Source organism: Chromobacterium aquaticum (assembly GCF_021129195.1).
In the GTDB taxonomy this organism is placed as follows: Bacteria; Pseudomonadota; Gammaproteobacteria; order Burkholderiales; family Chromobacteriaceae; genus Chromobacterium; species Chromobacterium aquaticum.
The window spans coordinates 26,504-40,325 of the sequence record NZ_JAJOHW010000072.1 but is presented as its reverse complement, the minus strand read 5'-3'; the positions used below and the strand labels follow the sequence as shown (position 1 = coordinate 40,325).

Below are 13,822 nucleotides of genomic sequence, written 5' to 3'. Positions count from 1 at the left end.
CATGAAAAGCAAAATCCGCCACCTGATCGCGGCCATGGTGCTGGCTCTGCCGTTTGCCGGCACGGCTCTTGCCGCCGGTGAAGGGCCCAAGTTGCCCAAGGCGCCGATCGATATCCAGGATACGGAAAGCCTGCAGCGCGGCGCACAGATCTTCACCAACTATTGTCTGTCCTGCCACTCGGCCAGTGCGATGCGTTATAACCGCCTGACCGATATCGGTCTGACTGAAGAGCAGATCAAGGCCAATCTATTGCCGGAAGGCACCAAGATCGGCGAGCAGATGAATGTGGCGATGAACAAGAAGGATGCCCAGGCCTGGTTCGGCGCTACGCCGCCGGATCTGTCGCTGATCGCTCGTTCGCGCGGCGCCGATTATCTGTACGGCTATCTGCGCGGCTTCTACCGCGATCCCAGCCGTCCGACCGGTTGGAATAACGCCGTGTTCGACAAGGTGGGCATGCCGCACATCTTCTGGGAATGGCAGGGCGAGCAGGTGCTGAAGACCGAGAAGAACGCGGAAGGCCATGAGGAGCACAAGCTGGAGCTGATCAAGGCCGGCTCCTTGACCAAGCTTGAGAACGGCAAGGCCAACACCGTGGAGTTCGACAAGCGCATGGCGGACCTGACCAACTTCCTGGTCTATATCGGCGAGCCGGCTCAGGTGAAGCGCCAGCAGATCGGTTATGTCGTGTTGATGTTCTTGTCGCTGCTGCTGTTGCCGTTGGCGTATTTCTTGAAGAAAGAGTACTGGCGCGACGTGCATTAAGCCCGATTCGGGTTTGTGAAAAAGGCGGAGAATTCCGCCTTTTTTCTTTTTAATCATGGCCTTATGTAACTGTGCTGGAAATTGGCAGGCGGAAAGTGCTAGAATGCTCAGCTGAATCAACCCATTGTTAGTTAAGGATTTCCTCCTGCCATGATGACTCTTTACTCCGGAATTACCTGCCCGTTCAGCCAGCGTTGTCGCATCGTGCTTTTTGAAAAGGGAATGGATTTCGAAATCATTGATGTGGATATCCATAACAAGCCGGAAGATCTGGCGGTGATGAATCCCTACAATGAGGTGCCGGTATTGGTCGAGCGTGATTTGATCCTGCACGAATCCAATATCATCAACGAGTACATCGACGAGCGCTTCCCGCACCCGCAGCTGATGCCGGCGGATCCGGTGATGCGCGCGCGCGCCCGTTTGTTCCTGTACCGCTTCGAGAACGAGCTGTTCATTCACGTCAAGGCGCTGGAGGCTGGAGCCACCGGCAAGGAAGCCAGCAAGGCGCGTGAAGCGATCCGCGACGGTCTGACCACGATAGCGCCGATTTTCTCCAAGCAGAAGTTCATGCTGGGCGATGATTTCTCTATGATTGACGTGGCGATCGCGCCGCTGATGTGGCGTCTTGAGCATTACAATATCGATCTGGGCAAGAATTCGGCGCCTATCCTGAAGTACGCCGAGCGTATCTTCCAGCGTCAGTCCTTCATCGATTCGCTGACGCCGTCCGAAAAGGCCATGCGCAAATAAGGACTGCCAATGAGCTCCAGCACCAAGCCCTACATGATCCGCGCGCTGCATGAATGGTGTGGCGACAACGGCTTCACGCCCTATGTGGTGGTATGGGTCAATGAGCGCGCCGATGTGCCGCGCGAGTACGTGAAGAACAACGAGATCGTGCTGAACATCGGCTTGTCGGCCACCAAGAATCTGCGCATCGATAACGAGTGGCTGTCGTTTTCCGCTCGTTTTGGTGGTGTGTCCCGCGATATCTGGGTGCCTATCGGCAATGTAATGTCTATTTTCGCCCGGGAGACCGGCGAAGGCATGGGCTTCGAAGTGGAACTGGGGGCCGAGGAGGCCGCCGCACCGGCGCTGAAGCCGGTTGCCGCCGATGAAGAAGCCAAGCAGGACGAGACGCCGGCCGCGGAAGCGCCGGCCAAGCCCAGCGGTCGTCCCAGCCTGCGCATCGTCAAATAACGCCTATCCAAGCATCGAAAGCCGGCCTACCCAGGTCGGCTTTTTTTATATGGTGCTAAGAATCTGTTTACGATTTCGCGAGCTAGGGCGAGACAAGGCGAAAACGGCTGAGAAAGCGGAGTGTACATACGGTACATGAGTATTTCGAAGACGTATTCACCGTGTAACGCTCGACGACGCGCAGCAGATCGTAAACAGGTTCTTGGAGCAGCTAATATTATCAGTTTCACGGCTGAGGCAAGGCGCGCCGACGCAACTTGTACTCGAGTACGGCAAGTCGGCGCAATGCAGCATCAGGGCTTTGTTAACCGCTCGAAAAAAAGGGCGCCAGCGGCGCCCCAAGTCCCTTAGCACAACAAGAAAGCCTGATTTATTCGACGCGCTCGCCATGGAGGATAAGGTCCAGGCCTTCGCGCTCCTCGTCTTCAGCCACGCGCAGCCCTATCACCGCATTGATCAGCTTCAACAGGATGAAGGTGACGATGGCGCAGTACACCGCGGTAACGCCTACGCCCAAGGCCTGGGCGGCCAGGCTGCCATCGGCGCCGCCAATTTCTTTTACCGCCAGCACACCGGTCAGCAAGGCACCCAAGATGCCGCCGATGCCGTGCACGCCAAAGGCGTCCAGCGAATCGTCATAGCCCAGCATATGCTTGAGGCCGGTAGCGCCCCAGAAGCAGACAACACCCGCGGCAATGCCAATGATCAGCGCGCCTTTGACGTCGACGAAGCCGGCCGCCGGAGTGATGGCAACCAGGCCGGCTACCGCGCCAGAGGCGATGCCGAGCACCGAGGGTTTTTTCTTGGTGATCCACTCGGCGAACATCCAGGCCAGCGCGGCGGCGGCGGTGGCAAGCTGGGTGGTGACCATCGCCATGCCGGCGCGGCCATCCGCGGCGCCGGCGGAGCCTGCATTGAAGCCGAACCAGCCCACCCACAGCATGGATGCGCCCACCAGGGTCAAGACCAGGTTGTGCGGTGGCATCGCTTCCTTGCCGAAGCCGACGCGCTTGCCCAGCACCAAGGCGGTCACCAGGCCGGCGATACCGGCGTTGATGTGAACCACGGTGCCGCCTGCGAAATCGAGCACGCCTTTATCCGCCATCCAGCCTCCTGGCGCCCAGACCCAGTGCGCCACCGGCACATAAACCAGCAATGACCACAGCGCCATGAAGGCCAGCATGGCGGAAAACTTCATCCGCTCGGCGAAAGCGCCGGTGATCAGCGCCGGCGTGATGATGGCGAAGGTCATCTGGAAGGTCATGAACACCGATTCCGGGATGGTGGCGGCCAGCGGATGCACCGCCAGTTTGCCGGCATCCTTGAGATAGACCATGCCGTCCAGCATCACGCGGCTCAGGTCGCCCAGATAGGGGGAGCCAACGGTGAAGGCCAGACTGTAGCCGATGACGACCCACAACACCGTGATCAGTGCGGTGATGGCGAAGCTTTGCATCAAGGTGGCCAGCACGTTCTTCTTGCGCACCATGCCGCCATAGAACAGGGCGAGGCCGGGAATGGTCATGAACAGCACCAGCGCGGTGGAGATCAGCATCCAGGCGGTGTCGCCGGCATTGATGCTTTTGGCGTCGGCGATGGCCGGACCGGCCGGAGCGGCGGCGAACGCCAACGGAGCCGCCAGGCAACCGCCGGCGAGCAGAGTGATTGCGAGCAGTTTTTTCATTATCGTTTCCCCTGTCTGCTAATGATTGGTTCAGACCGCGTCCGCGCCGGTTTCGCCGGTGCGGATGCGCACGACCTGCTCCAGTTCGTAGACGAAGATCTTGCCGTCGCCGATCTTGCCGGTGCGGGCGGATTTCTCTATGGCCTCCACCACCTGGTCGAGCAAGGAGTCGTCGATGGCGATCTCCAGTTTGACCTTGGGCAGGAAGTCCACCACGTATTCCGCGCCGCGGTAGAGTTCGGTGTGTCCTTTCTGGCGACCGAAGCCTTTGACCTCGGTGACGGTGACCCCTTGTACGCCGATGGCGGACAGGGCCTCGCGGACTTCATCGAGCTTGAAGGGTTTGATGATGGCAGAAACGAGTTTCATGACTGCTCCTTAGGGTCGGATGATCCGGTGTCTTGGGTTGAGCGCTGCTGAACCACCAATACGCATGAATCGTGCCAGGCCTGCTTGGCGCAAAAGAAAACCCTGGAATCATGTTGCAATGCAAAAACGGCCTGTACTGGCCGTTTTGGCACTTTTACTGTGCACGCGGTGAGGCGGTGGCGCACTGATTTGGTGCTACAGTGGCGAAGGCAAGCGCGCCGCGCGTTCCAGCAGGTGGCGGCTTGGGCTTTTTGCTACACTCTGCGCTGTTATCACTTATCCACATCAAGGAGCCGCAGCATGCTGAGCCAGAAACTGTTCGAAGAAATCGGCAACAAGATCAGCGAGACCATCGCCGCCAGTCCGGCCAAGGACATCGAGAAGAACGTCAAGGCGATGATGGCTTCCACTTTTTCCAAGATGGATCTGGTGACGCGGGAGGAGTTTGACGTGCAACAGGAGGTGTTGGCGCGCACCCGCGAGAAACTGGCGCAGCTGGAACGTCAATTGGCGCGTCTGGAAGCGCAGGTCTTTCCGGATGAAGCCGCGGCCAAGACCGAGGCCCAATCCGAGCTAGGCCACTCCTGAGTCTCATGGCGCTGGCCGTGGTGGCAAGCCGGGCCTTGTCCGGCCTGGACGCGCCCGAAGTGGCCGTGGAAGTGCACCTGGCCAACGGCTTGCCCGCATTCACCATCGTCGGCCTGCCGGATTTGGAGGTCAAGGAAAGCCGTGAGCGAGTGCGCGCGGCAATCCTGACCTCTGGTTTCGAGTTTCCCGCTCGGCGCATCACTGTCAATCTGGCGCCTGCCGATCTGCCCAAGGATTCAGGCCGCTTCGACCTGCCCATCGCCATCGGCATTCTGGTGGCGAGCGGTCAGGTGCGTTGCGCCACGCTGTCCGAATACGAAATAGCCGGCGAACTGGCATTGACCGGCGCATTGCGACCGGTGCGCGGCGCCTTGGCCATGGCTTGCAAGACGCGGGCCGCCGGCCGCGCCTTTATCTTGCCGCAGGCCAGCGCCAAGGAAGCCGCGGTGCTGGAGGGCATGTCCTTGTATGGCGTGGACACTCTGCTTGAGGCCTGCGCCTTTCTCAATGGTTTGCAGTCCTTGCCGCCATGCCGCCCTGGGCCGGGCGATGCCGAGGCTAGGCCAAGTTATCCAGATCTGCGTGACATCAAGGGGCAGCCATTGGCGCGCCATGCCTTGGAAGTGGCGGCGGCAGGGCGCCACAGCCTATTGCTGATGGGGCCGCCCGGTACCGGCAAGTCGATGTTGGCCGCGCGTTTGCCCGGTATCTTGCCAGAGATGCCGGATGATGAAGCTTTGGAGAGCGCGGCGGTACGCTCCCTGACCACGGGAGGCTTTACCTTGGACAGCTGGGGCGTTCGGCCCTTTCGCTCTCCGCACCACACCGCTTCCGCCGTGGCCCTGGTGGGCGGCGGCAGCGATCCGAGGCCAGGGGAAATCAGCTTGGCGCATCATGGGGTATTGTTTCTGGACGAGTTGCCCGAATTCGATCGCAAAGTGCTGGAGGTTTTGCGCGAACCGCTGGAGGCCGGTGTCATCCATATTTCACGCGCGGCGCGCCAGGCCAGCTTCCCGGCGCGGTTTCAATTGATTGCGGCGATGAACCCCTGCCCATGTGGCTATCTTGGGCATTTCAGCGGAAAATGCCGCTGCACTCCCGAGCAGGTCGGACGCTATCGGGGTAAAATCTCGGGTCCTTTGCTGGATCGCATTGATTTGCATATCGAGGTGCCGCCCTTGCCGGCTGATGAATTGGTGGCGGGGAGCGCCGGCGAGAGTAGCGAACGCGTCCGGGAGCGGGTGGAATGCGCGTATCGGCGGCAATTGGCGCGGCAAGGCAAGGCGAATGCCGAACTCAGCGGCGTGGAATTGGAGAGCTACGGAGACTTTCAGGCCGACGCATTGGCATTATTGCGCGAAGCTTTGGACAAGATCGGCTTGTCGGCGCGCGCTTATCATCGGATACTTCGGGTTTCCAGAACCATTGCCGATCTGCAAGGTCAGGCTATGGTCATGCGGGAGCATGTATTGCAAGCGATCCAATTGCGGCGCGCGGCAATGCCCAATGGCTAGAATAAATAAAGAATTGATCAATCCAGATAGTTTTACCAACTATTTGATTAGCTAAAAGCGTAAGTGGTGCATGGCAAATCGAGATTTAAAAAATTCCTCCCGTAGTTCCCGCAGCCGGTCATCCGGCGCCAAAAGCGGAGGCGGCGGCATGGTGGCTGGCATCGTCATCGGGCTGATTGTCGGCGTCGCCGTCGCGGTTGGCCTCGCCATGTATCTGAATAAATCCTCCACCCCATTCAGCAACCTGGAAAAACTGGACCGCAAGACCGCAGGCGCTTCCGCGCCGCCTACCGAGTTGCTGGCGCCCGGCACGCGCATTGCCGATGCCGCCTCGGAAACCGCGGTCACGCCGGCTCCGGCGGTCAAGCCGGCCCAGGAGCCGACGGCTCCGCCGCCGATGCCGGCCGAGGTGCCGGTCAAGCCGGCCGCGCCAGCAGCCAAGGATGCGGGCAAGGATGAGCAGCGTTTCGACTTCTACAAGATACTGCCAGGGCAGGTGGATGCGGTGCCGGGCAAGAATGGCAAGGCGACGGAACCTTCCAACCCGCCGGCTGCCAAAAAGGTTTACTTGCAACTGGGCTCCTTCCAGAACCAGGACGAGGCCGATAACCTCAAGGCGAAACTGGCCTTGCTGGGCGTGGAGGCCAAGATCCAGTCGGTAACCGTGCCGGAGAAGGGCTTGGTGCACCGGGTTCGGGTGGGGCCATACAGCCGTCAGGACGAGGTCGATAGGGTGAAGGCCCAGTTGAAGCAGGACGGTATTGGCGCAACAGTCGTCAAGGCGGAATAAACTCTTCCTCTATTAGGAAAATCGAGAATGAAAAAGTGGTTATTGCTTTCTTTGATGCTGTTCAGCGGCCTGGCGAACGCTGCGATTGAACTGGGCAAGGATTACACCATGCTGGCGACACCGCAGCCGGTGGCCGATCCCAAGAAAGTGGAAGTGATCGAGTTTTTCTCCTATCACTGCATCCATTGCCTGGACCTTGAGCCGGCGATGAGCGCCTGGGAGAAGAGCAAGCCGGCCGATGTGAGTTTCACTAAGGAGCAGATCGTATGGCAGAAGTCGATGGAAGGCTTTGTGCGCATGTTTGCCGCCTTCAAGAGCTCCGGCACCTATGACAAACTGCACCGGCCCGCTTTTGAAGCTGTGGTGAAGTCGCGCGTCAATCTGTCGGATGAAGCGGTGTTCAATGGTTGGCTGAAACAGCAGCCGGGCGTTAATGCCGCCAATGTGATGCAGGCTTACAAGTCCTTCGGCGTGAATGCGCAGGTGGCCAGGGCCACCAAGATGACCCGGGACTATGCGATTCAGGGCACGCCCACCGTCATCGTCAACGGCAAGTATGTGGTGAAGCCGGTGGCGCCGGAGCGCATGGTACAGGTGATCAATGAGCTGGTGGCCAAGGCCCGAGCCGAGAAAAAATAATAATCGACCATAATGGTTTGTGAAGAAGGCAGCCCCGTGGCTGCCTTTTGTGCGTCTTAATTCTTGATGGGGGATGGATATGGATGTGATGTTGCTGGCCAAGGCCTTATTGTTGGGCATCGTCGAGGGGCTGACGGAGTTTTTCCCGATTTCCAGCACCGGTCATTTGATCGTGGTGGGGGATCTGATCGATTTCCAGAACAATGCCGATGTATTTGAAGTTGTGATTCAGCTGGGGGCGATCCTGGCCGTGGTTTGGGAATATCGCCAGCGCTTTCTCGGTGTGGCGCAAGGCGCTTTGCAGCGAGATGCGCAATCGCTGCGCTTCATCAGCAATCTGCTGGTGGCTTTTTTGCCGGCAGCGGTCATAGGCTTCTTCGCGATCAAGGCGATCAAGCATTACTTGTTCAACCCGGTGACGGTGGCGCTGGCCTTGGTGGTTGGCGGCGTGATCATCCTGCTGGTTGAGCGTCGGCAACGAGTGCCGCGGGTGATCAGCGTTGACGATATGAGCTGGCAGGACGCGCTGAAGGTCGGCATCGCCCAGGTGTTTGCCATGGTGCCGGGTACTTCGCGCTCGGGCTCCACCATTATCGGCGGCATGCTGTTTGGCCTGGATCGCAAGGTGGCCACCGAGTTTTCCTTTTTCCTGGCTGTGCCGACCATGTTCGCGGCGACTTTCTACGACGTGTACAAGCACTGGCACCAATTCACCGCCACCGATGTACCGGTGATAGGCGTAGGCTTCATCGCCGCTTTCATCAGCGCTTTCTTCGCGGTGCGCGGTTTGATCCGCTATGTGTCCAGCCATAATTTCAATGTATTCGCCTGGTATCGCATTGTCTTTGGCTTGGTGATCCTGGCCACCTGGCAGCTGGGTTTGGTGAATTGGAGTGCATGAACTGGCTTGATATAAAAATATCTTGACAGCAGGGCGGCCTACGTTTAATATGCAACCTCTCTGACGCGGGGTGGAGCAGTCTGGTAGCTCGTCGGGCTCATAACCCGAAGGTCGTAGGTTCAAATCCTGCCCCCGCAACCAAATTCAAGAACCCAGCTTTCTTTTGAAAGCTGGGTTTTTTGTTGTCGCAGTTTTGCTAGCTGTTCGAGCAAAGGTTGATTGTGGATAGCAAATAAAAAAAACCGCCGGGTGACGGCGGTTTTTTTATGCTCGAGCCAAGGTGCTCAAATACGTTTGGCCAGCTCCGCGGCCTTGCCGATATAAGCTGAGGGAGTTAACTCCAGCAGACGGGCTTTTTCCGTTTCCGGCAGCTCCAGGTTCTTGATGAAGGCATGCAGGGTTTCGCGGGTGATGCCGCCCTTGCCGCGAGTCAGTTCTTTCAACTGCTCATACGGATTGGGCACGCCATGACGGCGCATCACGGTCTGCACCGGTTCGGCCAGCAGTTCCCAGCTGTTGTCCAACTCGGTGGCGATTGCTTGCTGATTGATTTCCAGCTTGTTCAGGCCTTTCAGGCAGGCCTTCAGGCCCAGCAGGGTATAGCCGAAGCCCACGCCCATATTGCGCAGCACCGTGGAATCAGTCAGGTCGCGCTGCCAGCGCGATACCGGCAGCTTCTCCGCCAGGTGGCCTAGGATGGCGTTGGCCATGCCAAAGTTGCCTTCCGCGTTCTCGAAATCGATGGGGTTGACCTTGTGCGGCATGGTGGAGCTGCCGACTTCGTCTTTTTTCACTTTCTGCTTGAAATAACCCAGCGAGATATAGCCCCAGATGTCGCGGTTCAGGTCGATTAGGATGGTGTTGACCCGTCCCAGGACCTGGTACAGCTCGGCCATGTAGTCGTGCGGCTCGATCTGAATGGTGTAGGGATTGAAGGTCAAGCCCAGGCCGGTGACGAAGCGGCCACAGAGGCTTTCCCAGTCTATGGACGGATAGGCGACCAGGTGCGCATTGTAATTGCCCACCGCGCCGTTGATTTTGCCGAGGATTTCCTGGTGCACCAGTTGCTCGCGTTGGCGCTTCAGGCGGTATACCGCATTGGCCAATTCCTTGCCCATGGTGGATGGCGTGGCCGGCTGGCCATGGGTGCGGCACATCATCGCGGTGTCGGCCAGCTCATGCGCCAGTTTCTGCAGCTTGTGGATGACCTCATCGATGGCGGGCAGGGCCACGGTGTTGCGCGCGGTTTTCAGCATCAGCGCGTGCGACAGATTGTTGATGTCCTCGGAAGTGCAGGCGAAGTGGATGAACTCGCTGGCGGCCATCACTTCCGGGTTGCCGGACAGGCGTTCTTTCAGCCAGTACTCGATGGCCTTGACGTCATGGTTGGTGCGCGCCTCGATGGCTTTGACTTCCTCGCCGTGCTGCACTGTGAAGTTGGCGATCACATCGTCAATCTCGCGGATCGTCGCTTCGGAGAAGGCGGGTACTTCTTCTATGCCTGGTTCGGCAGCCAGCATTTTCAGCCATTCCAGTTCCACCTTGATGCGGAACTTCATCAGGCCGTATTCGGAAAACAGATTGCGCAGGGCCTCGACTTGGCCGGCATAGCGGCCATCCAGGGGGCTTAGGGCGGTCAGCGTGGTCAGGTTCATGCTGGGTAGTTCCAAACGTGGGTTGCCGGTGTTCTGGCGGGTTGCAGTACAAAATCGGCTAGTTCAGCTCAAGCGGCGCGCGAGCGCCGCGGCCAATTCATCGGCCGCTTGCGGCCGAAAGCGGAAAAACAGCTCCGGTTCAATCATTTCCAGTTCCATGATCGCCAGGCGTTCATGGTTGTCGTAAATCACGTCGACGCGCGCATAGAGCACATCAAAGGGCACGGCGCGCACCGCGGCTTCCGCGAAAGCGATTTCCTGAGCGCAGGCCTGATGCGCGGCAACCTGGCCACCATGGTCGTCCTGCACGCGGAAATCGCCCGCCTTTGGTGTTTTGCGGATCGCGTGACTGAAGCGGCCATCGATGACGATCAGCGACAACTCGCCGCGAGTCAGCACATTGCGCTGCATCGGTTGCAGCAGCATGGCTTCTTGTTGGATCAACTCGGCGTACACGCACTCCAGCGATTCGGCCGCGGCAAGATCGACGCGGTAGGTGTGCCGCGCGGCACCGGAAACGGCCGGCTTCAGGATCGCGTCATTCCAGCCCTGGGCATCGAGTTGCCGGCGCAGTGTCTGCGGCGCGCCTTTCTCAATGTAGTGCGTGTCTACGGTATGGACAGCGTTTTGTTGCAGTTCGGACAGGTAACGCTTGTCCAAATTCCAGCGTATCAGCGAAATATCGTTGAACAGCCGGGTTTGCTCGGCTCCGCGCTCCAGCCAGGCACAAAACGCCGGCAAGCGCTCGAAGTAATCCCAAGTGCTGCGAAATAGCGCGCTGCGGGTGTCCGACCAGGACATGTCCGGGTCGTCCCAGGCCAGGCGGCTCGCGCGCAGACCCTGGCGTTGCAGTGCCGCCAACACCATTTCGTCTTCCAGGTGGACCTGCTTGCGGTACCAGTCTTCATCGTCCGGCTGCAACAGGCGCGAATCGGTCAGAACGGCAACATCGAGCGACATCGAAATCCTTTTACATCAAGAAAAACGGGTGCTGGGCACCCGTTTTAGCTTACATGCCGGGCATCATGCCCTTCATGCCGCGAAGCATCTTCATCATGCCTCCCTTGGAGGAGAACTGCTTCATCATTTTCTGCGTCTGCTCGAATTGGTTCAGCAGCTTGTTGACTTCCTGCACCGTGACCCCGGCGCCGGCGGCGATGCGGCGCTTGCGGCTGGCTTTGAGCAGCTCGGGCTTGTGGCGCTCCTGCGGCGTCATCGAGTTGATGATGCCTTCGATGCGACGCATGGCTTTCTCCGCCTCCGCGCCCTGTACGCCCTTGGCCATCTGGCCCAGTTGGCCCGGCATTTTTTCCAGCAGATTGCTCATGCCGCCCATTTTCTTCATTTGCTGCATCTGCGCCTTGAAATCCTCGAGGTCGAAGCCCTTGCCGGACTTCAACTTCTTGGCCATGGCGGCGGCCTCGTCGTGATCGATGCCTTTTTGCACTTCCTCGATCAGCGACAGCACATCGCCCATGCCCAGGATGCGGCTGGCGATCCGGTCCGGATGGAAGGGTTCGAGGCCGGACACTTTTTCGCCGACGCCGATGAATTTGATTGGCTTGCCAGTGATGTGGCGCACCGACAGCGCCGCGCCGCCGCGGGAATCGCCATCCATCTTGGTCAGGATGACACCAGTCAGCGGCAAGGCTTCATTGAAGGCCTGGGCGGTATTGACGGCGTCCTGGCCCTGCATCGCGTCAACGACGAACAGGGTTTCCACCGGATTCAGCGCCGCGTGCAGCGCCTTGATCTCGGCCATCATCGCTTCGTCGATGGCCAGGCGGCCGGCGGTGTCCACCATCAGCACGTCGAAGAAGTGGCGCTTGGCGTGATCCACCGCCGCGCGGGCGATGTCGATCGGATTCTGTTCGCCGGAAGACGGGAACCACTCGACGCCGACCTGTTCGGCCAGCAATTTGAGCTGCTCGATCGCGGCGGGGCGGTAGACGTCGGCGGAGACGACCAGCACCTTTTTCTTCTGGGTTTCTTTCAGCAGCTTGGCGAGCTTGCCCACGGTGGTGGTTTTACCCGCGCCCTGCAGGCCGGCCATCAGCACAATGGCTGGCGGCACTGCAGCCAGGTTCAGGGCGTCGTTCTTGTCGCCCATCAATTTGGTCAATTCTTCATTGACCACGCCCACTAGGGCTTGGCCCGGGGTCAGGCTGCCGACCACGTCTTGGCCTAGCGCGCGTTCCTTTACCTGTGCGATAAAGGTGCGAACCACGGGCAGGGCGACGTCGGCCTCCAGCAAGGCCATGCGCACTTCGCGCATCGCGTCCTGGATATTGGCTTCGGTCAAGCGCGCATTGCCGCGCAGATTTTTCATCACGCCGGACAGGCGGCTGGTCAGGTTGTCTAGCATGGTGCGTCCTTACTTCTGCCAACGGCTTGCCGGTTGGTGTAGACTCTCAAACCATTGATTTTACCACGAGCCGCCGGGCTGCACCCGGTTTTGATAAAACACCTGCCATGACCAGCTTCCTGCTCGCACTTTCTATTGCGCTGATCCTCTCTTACGGGGTTTTCACCTGGCACTACTTCGCCAATTGGCGTGGCCTGGCCTGCTGGCCGCGCAAGCCGCGGCTGGAGCACAGCCTATTGGGCGTGCTGCTGCTGCTGCAAGCTATCGCCGTGCTGATGCCGCTGACCCAGGGGCCGTTGCTTTCTCTGGGAGTGGGGCGCGCCCTATCGGTGATGGTGTGGATCATGTTGTTGATCTACTGGACTTGCAGCTTCTTTTATCGAGTTGAGGGCTTGCAGCTGTTCATGATGCCGCTGGCCATGGCCGCGCTGGGCTTCGCCTTGTTGTTTCCTGGTCAGCATGTGGTGCAAGACCTGAGCAACCCCGCCTTCGTGCTGCATATTCTGGTGTCCTTGTTCGCCTACAGCCTGTTCGCCATCGGCGCCTTGATCGCCATTCTGATGTTGTTTCTGGAAAAGGCCTTGCACGATAAGCGGGCATCGCCGCTGGTCAAGCAGCTGCCGCCCTTGCTGTCCTTGGAAAAAATGATGTTCCAGGTCATTGGCGTCGGCTTCCTGCTACTGACGGTGTCCCTGCTGACGGGGGTGGTGTTTTCCGAAGAAGTGCTTGGTCATGCGGCGGCGCTGACGCACAAAACGGTTTTTGCCGTCGTGTCCTGGCTGCTGTTCGGCGGCTTGCTGATCGGCCGCAAACTGCAAGGCTGGCGCGGCCGAGTGGCGATTCGTTGGACTTTGGCCGGTTTCCTGTCCTTGGCGCTGGCTTACATCGGTAGCAAGGTCGTCATAGAATTGATCCTGCAACGCAGTTGAGGTTGCCGAGTCTTGCCTCATACAAGGAGATCGATGATGAAAAAACTGTTTGCCCTGTTTGCCGCCCTGATGTTGATTTGCAGTACCGCTTTCGCCGCGGTCAACATCAATACCGCCAGTCAGCAGGAACTGGAAGCACTGAAAGGCATAGGTCCGGTCAAAGCCAAGGCGATTGTGGATTATCGCGCCAAGAATGGGCCGTTCAAGAGCGTCGATGATTTGAAGAACGTCAGCGGCATCGGCGATAAGACCCTGGAAAAGTTGCGCAGCGAGATCGCGATTAGCGGCGCTTCCAGTGCGGCGCCGAAAGCGGCGGCCAAGCCCGCGGCGGCTCCTGCGGCCAAACCGGCTGCGGCCAAGCCGGCCACAGCAAAGAAAGAAGCCTCCAAGCCGGCGGCCAAGAAGAAGTCCTGAGCCAT

At 59.2% G+C, this 13,822-nt stretch carries 15 protein-coding genes and 1 tRNA gene; 11 read left to right on the top strand and 5 right to left on the bottom strand.

Going from position 1 to position 13,822, the window contains the following annotated elements:
• The first annotated feature begins 1 nt into the window (after window position 1).
• From LQT98_RS11600 to LQT98_RS11590, 3 genes are all read left to right on the top strand, one after another.
• Window positions 2–766: a cytochrome c1 gene (locus LQT98_RS11600; RefSeq protein WP_048409523.1), complete on the top strand. Its 765-nt coding sequence runs from the start codon at window positions 2–4 to the stop codon at window positions 764–766.
• 150 nt (window positions 767–916) lie between these two features.
• Complete coding sequence (locus tag LQT98_RS11595) at window positions 917–1,519, top strand: glutathione S-transferase N-terminal domain-containing protein (RefSeq protein ID WP_048409524.1); 603 nt, start codon at window positions 917–919, stop codon at window positions 1,517–1,519.
• A gap of 9 nt (window positions 1,520–1,528) precedes the next feature.
• Complete coding sequence (locus LQT98_RS11590) at window positions 1,529–1,969, top strand: ClpXP protease specificity-enhancing factor (protein WP_048409525.1); 441 nt, start codon at window positions 1,529–1,531, stop codon at window positions 1,967–1,969.
• Window positions 1,970–2,339: 370 nt separating this feature from the next.
• Here the strand turns inward: LQT98_RS11590 and LQT98_RS11585 are convergent, their stop codons facing one another.
• Together LQT98_RS11585 and glnK are read right to left on the bottom strand one after the other, a co-directional pair.
• A complete protein-coding gene (locus tag LQT98_RS11585; protein ID WP_378124046.1) occupies window positions 2,340–3,656 on the bottom strand; it encodes an ammonium transporter in 1,317 nt (438 codons plus the stop codon).
• A 27-nt stretch (window positions 3,657–3,683) separates the two neighbouring features.
• Complete coding sequence (gene glnK / locus LQT98_RS11580) at window positions 3,684–4,022, bottom strand: P-II family nitrogen regulator (RefSeq protein ID WP_231462451.1); 339 nt, start codon at window positions 4,020–4,022, stop codon at window positions 3,684–3,686.
• Window positions 4,023–4,322: 300 nt separating this feature from the next.
• Here glnK and LQT98_RS11575 point away from each other — a divergent pair, with 300 nt between their 5' ends.
• From LQT98_RS11575 to LQT98_RS11550, 6 genes are all read left to right on the top strand, one after another.
• Entirely contained in the window at window positions 4,323–4,610 is a 288-nt protein-coding gene (locus LQT98_RS11575) for an accessory factor UbiK family protein (RefSeq protein ID WP_048409528.1), read from the top strand.
• A 5-nt stretch (window positions 4,611–4,615) separates the two neighbouring features.
• Window positions 4,616–6,124: a YifB family Mg chelatase-like AAA ATPase gene (locus tag LQT98_RS11570; RefSeq protein ID WP_231462450.1), complete on the top strand. Its 1,509-nt coding sequence runs from the start codon at window positions 4,616–4,618 to the stop codon at window positions 6,122–6,124.
• 148 nt (window positions 6,125–6,272) lie between these two features.
• Window positions 6,273–6,914, top strand: a complete 642-nt coding sequence (locus LQT98_RS11565; RefSeq protein ID WP_231462449.1) for an SPOR domain-containing protein — start codon at window positions 6,273–6,275, stop codon at window positions 6,912–6,914.
• A gap of 27 nt (window positions 6,915–6,941) precedes the next feature.
• Complete coding sequence (locus tag LQT98_RS11560) at window positions 6,942–7,553, top strand: thiol:disulfide interchange protein DsbA/DsbL (RefSeq protein ID WP_231462448.1); 612 nt, start codon at window positions 6,942–6,944, stop codon at window positions 7,551–7,553.
• 79 nt (window positions 7,554–7,632) lie between these two features.
• On the top strand, window positions 7,633–8,454 hold the full coding sequence (locus tag LQT98_RS11555; protein ID WP_048409676.1) for an undecaprenyl-diphosphate phosphatase: 822 nt from the start codon (window positions 7,633–7,635) through the stop codon (window positions 8,452–8,454).
• A gap of 64 nt (window positions 8,455–8,518) precedes the next feature.
• Window positions 8,519–8,595 (top strand) — tRNA-Met (locus tag LQT98_RS11550).
• 143 nt (window positions 8,596–8,738) lie between these two features.
• On the opposite strand, the gene purB is transcribed toward LQT98_RS11550, so the two are convergent.
• From purB to ffh, 3 genes are all read right to left on the bottom strand, one after another.
• On the bottom strand, window positions 8,739–10,109 hold the full coding sequence (gene purB, locus LQT98_RS11545) for an adenylosuccinate lyase (protein WP_048409532.1): 1,371 nt from the start codon (window positions 10,107–10,109) through the stop codon (window positions 8,739–8,741).
• A gap of 63 nt (window positions 10,110–10,172) precedes the next feature.
• Entirely contained in the window at window positions 10,173–11,069 is an 897-nt protein-coding gene (locus LQT98_RS11540) for an ATP-grasp domain-containing protein (protein ID WP_048409533.1), read from the bottom strand.
• Window positions 11,070–11,118: 49 nt separating this feature from the next.
• Entirely contained in the window at window positions 11,119–12,474 is a 1,356-nt protein-coding gene (gene ffh / locus LQT98_RS11535) for a signal recognition particle protein (protein ID WP_048409534.1), read from the bottom strand.
• A gap of 107 nt (window positions 12,475–12,581) precedes the next feature.
• Between ffh and LQT98_RS11530 the strand changes: the two genes are divergently transcribed.
• Window positions 12,582–13,403: a cytochrome C assembly family protein gene (locus LQT98_RS11530; protein ID WP_048409535.1), complete on the top strand. Its 822-nt coding sequence runs from the start codon at window positions 12,582–12,584 to the stop codon at window positions 13,401–13,403.
• Between the two features lie 36 nt (window positions 13,404–13,439).
• Window positions 13,440–13,817 carry a ComEA family DNA-binding protein gene (locus LQT98_RS11525; protein ID WP_048409536.1) on the top strand — a complete coding sequence of 126 codons (378 nt, stop codon included), beginning with the start codon at window positions 13,440–13,442 and terminating at the stop codon, window positions 13,815–13,817.
• Window positions 13,818–13,822: the final 5 nt, after the last annotated feature.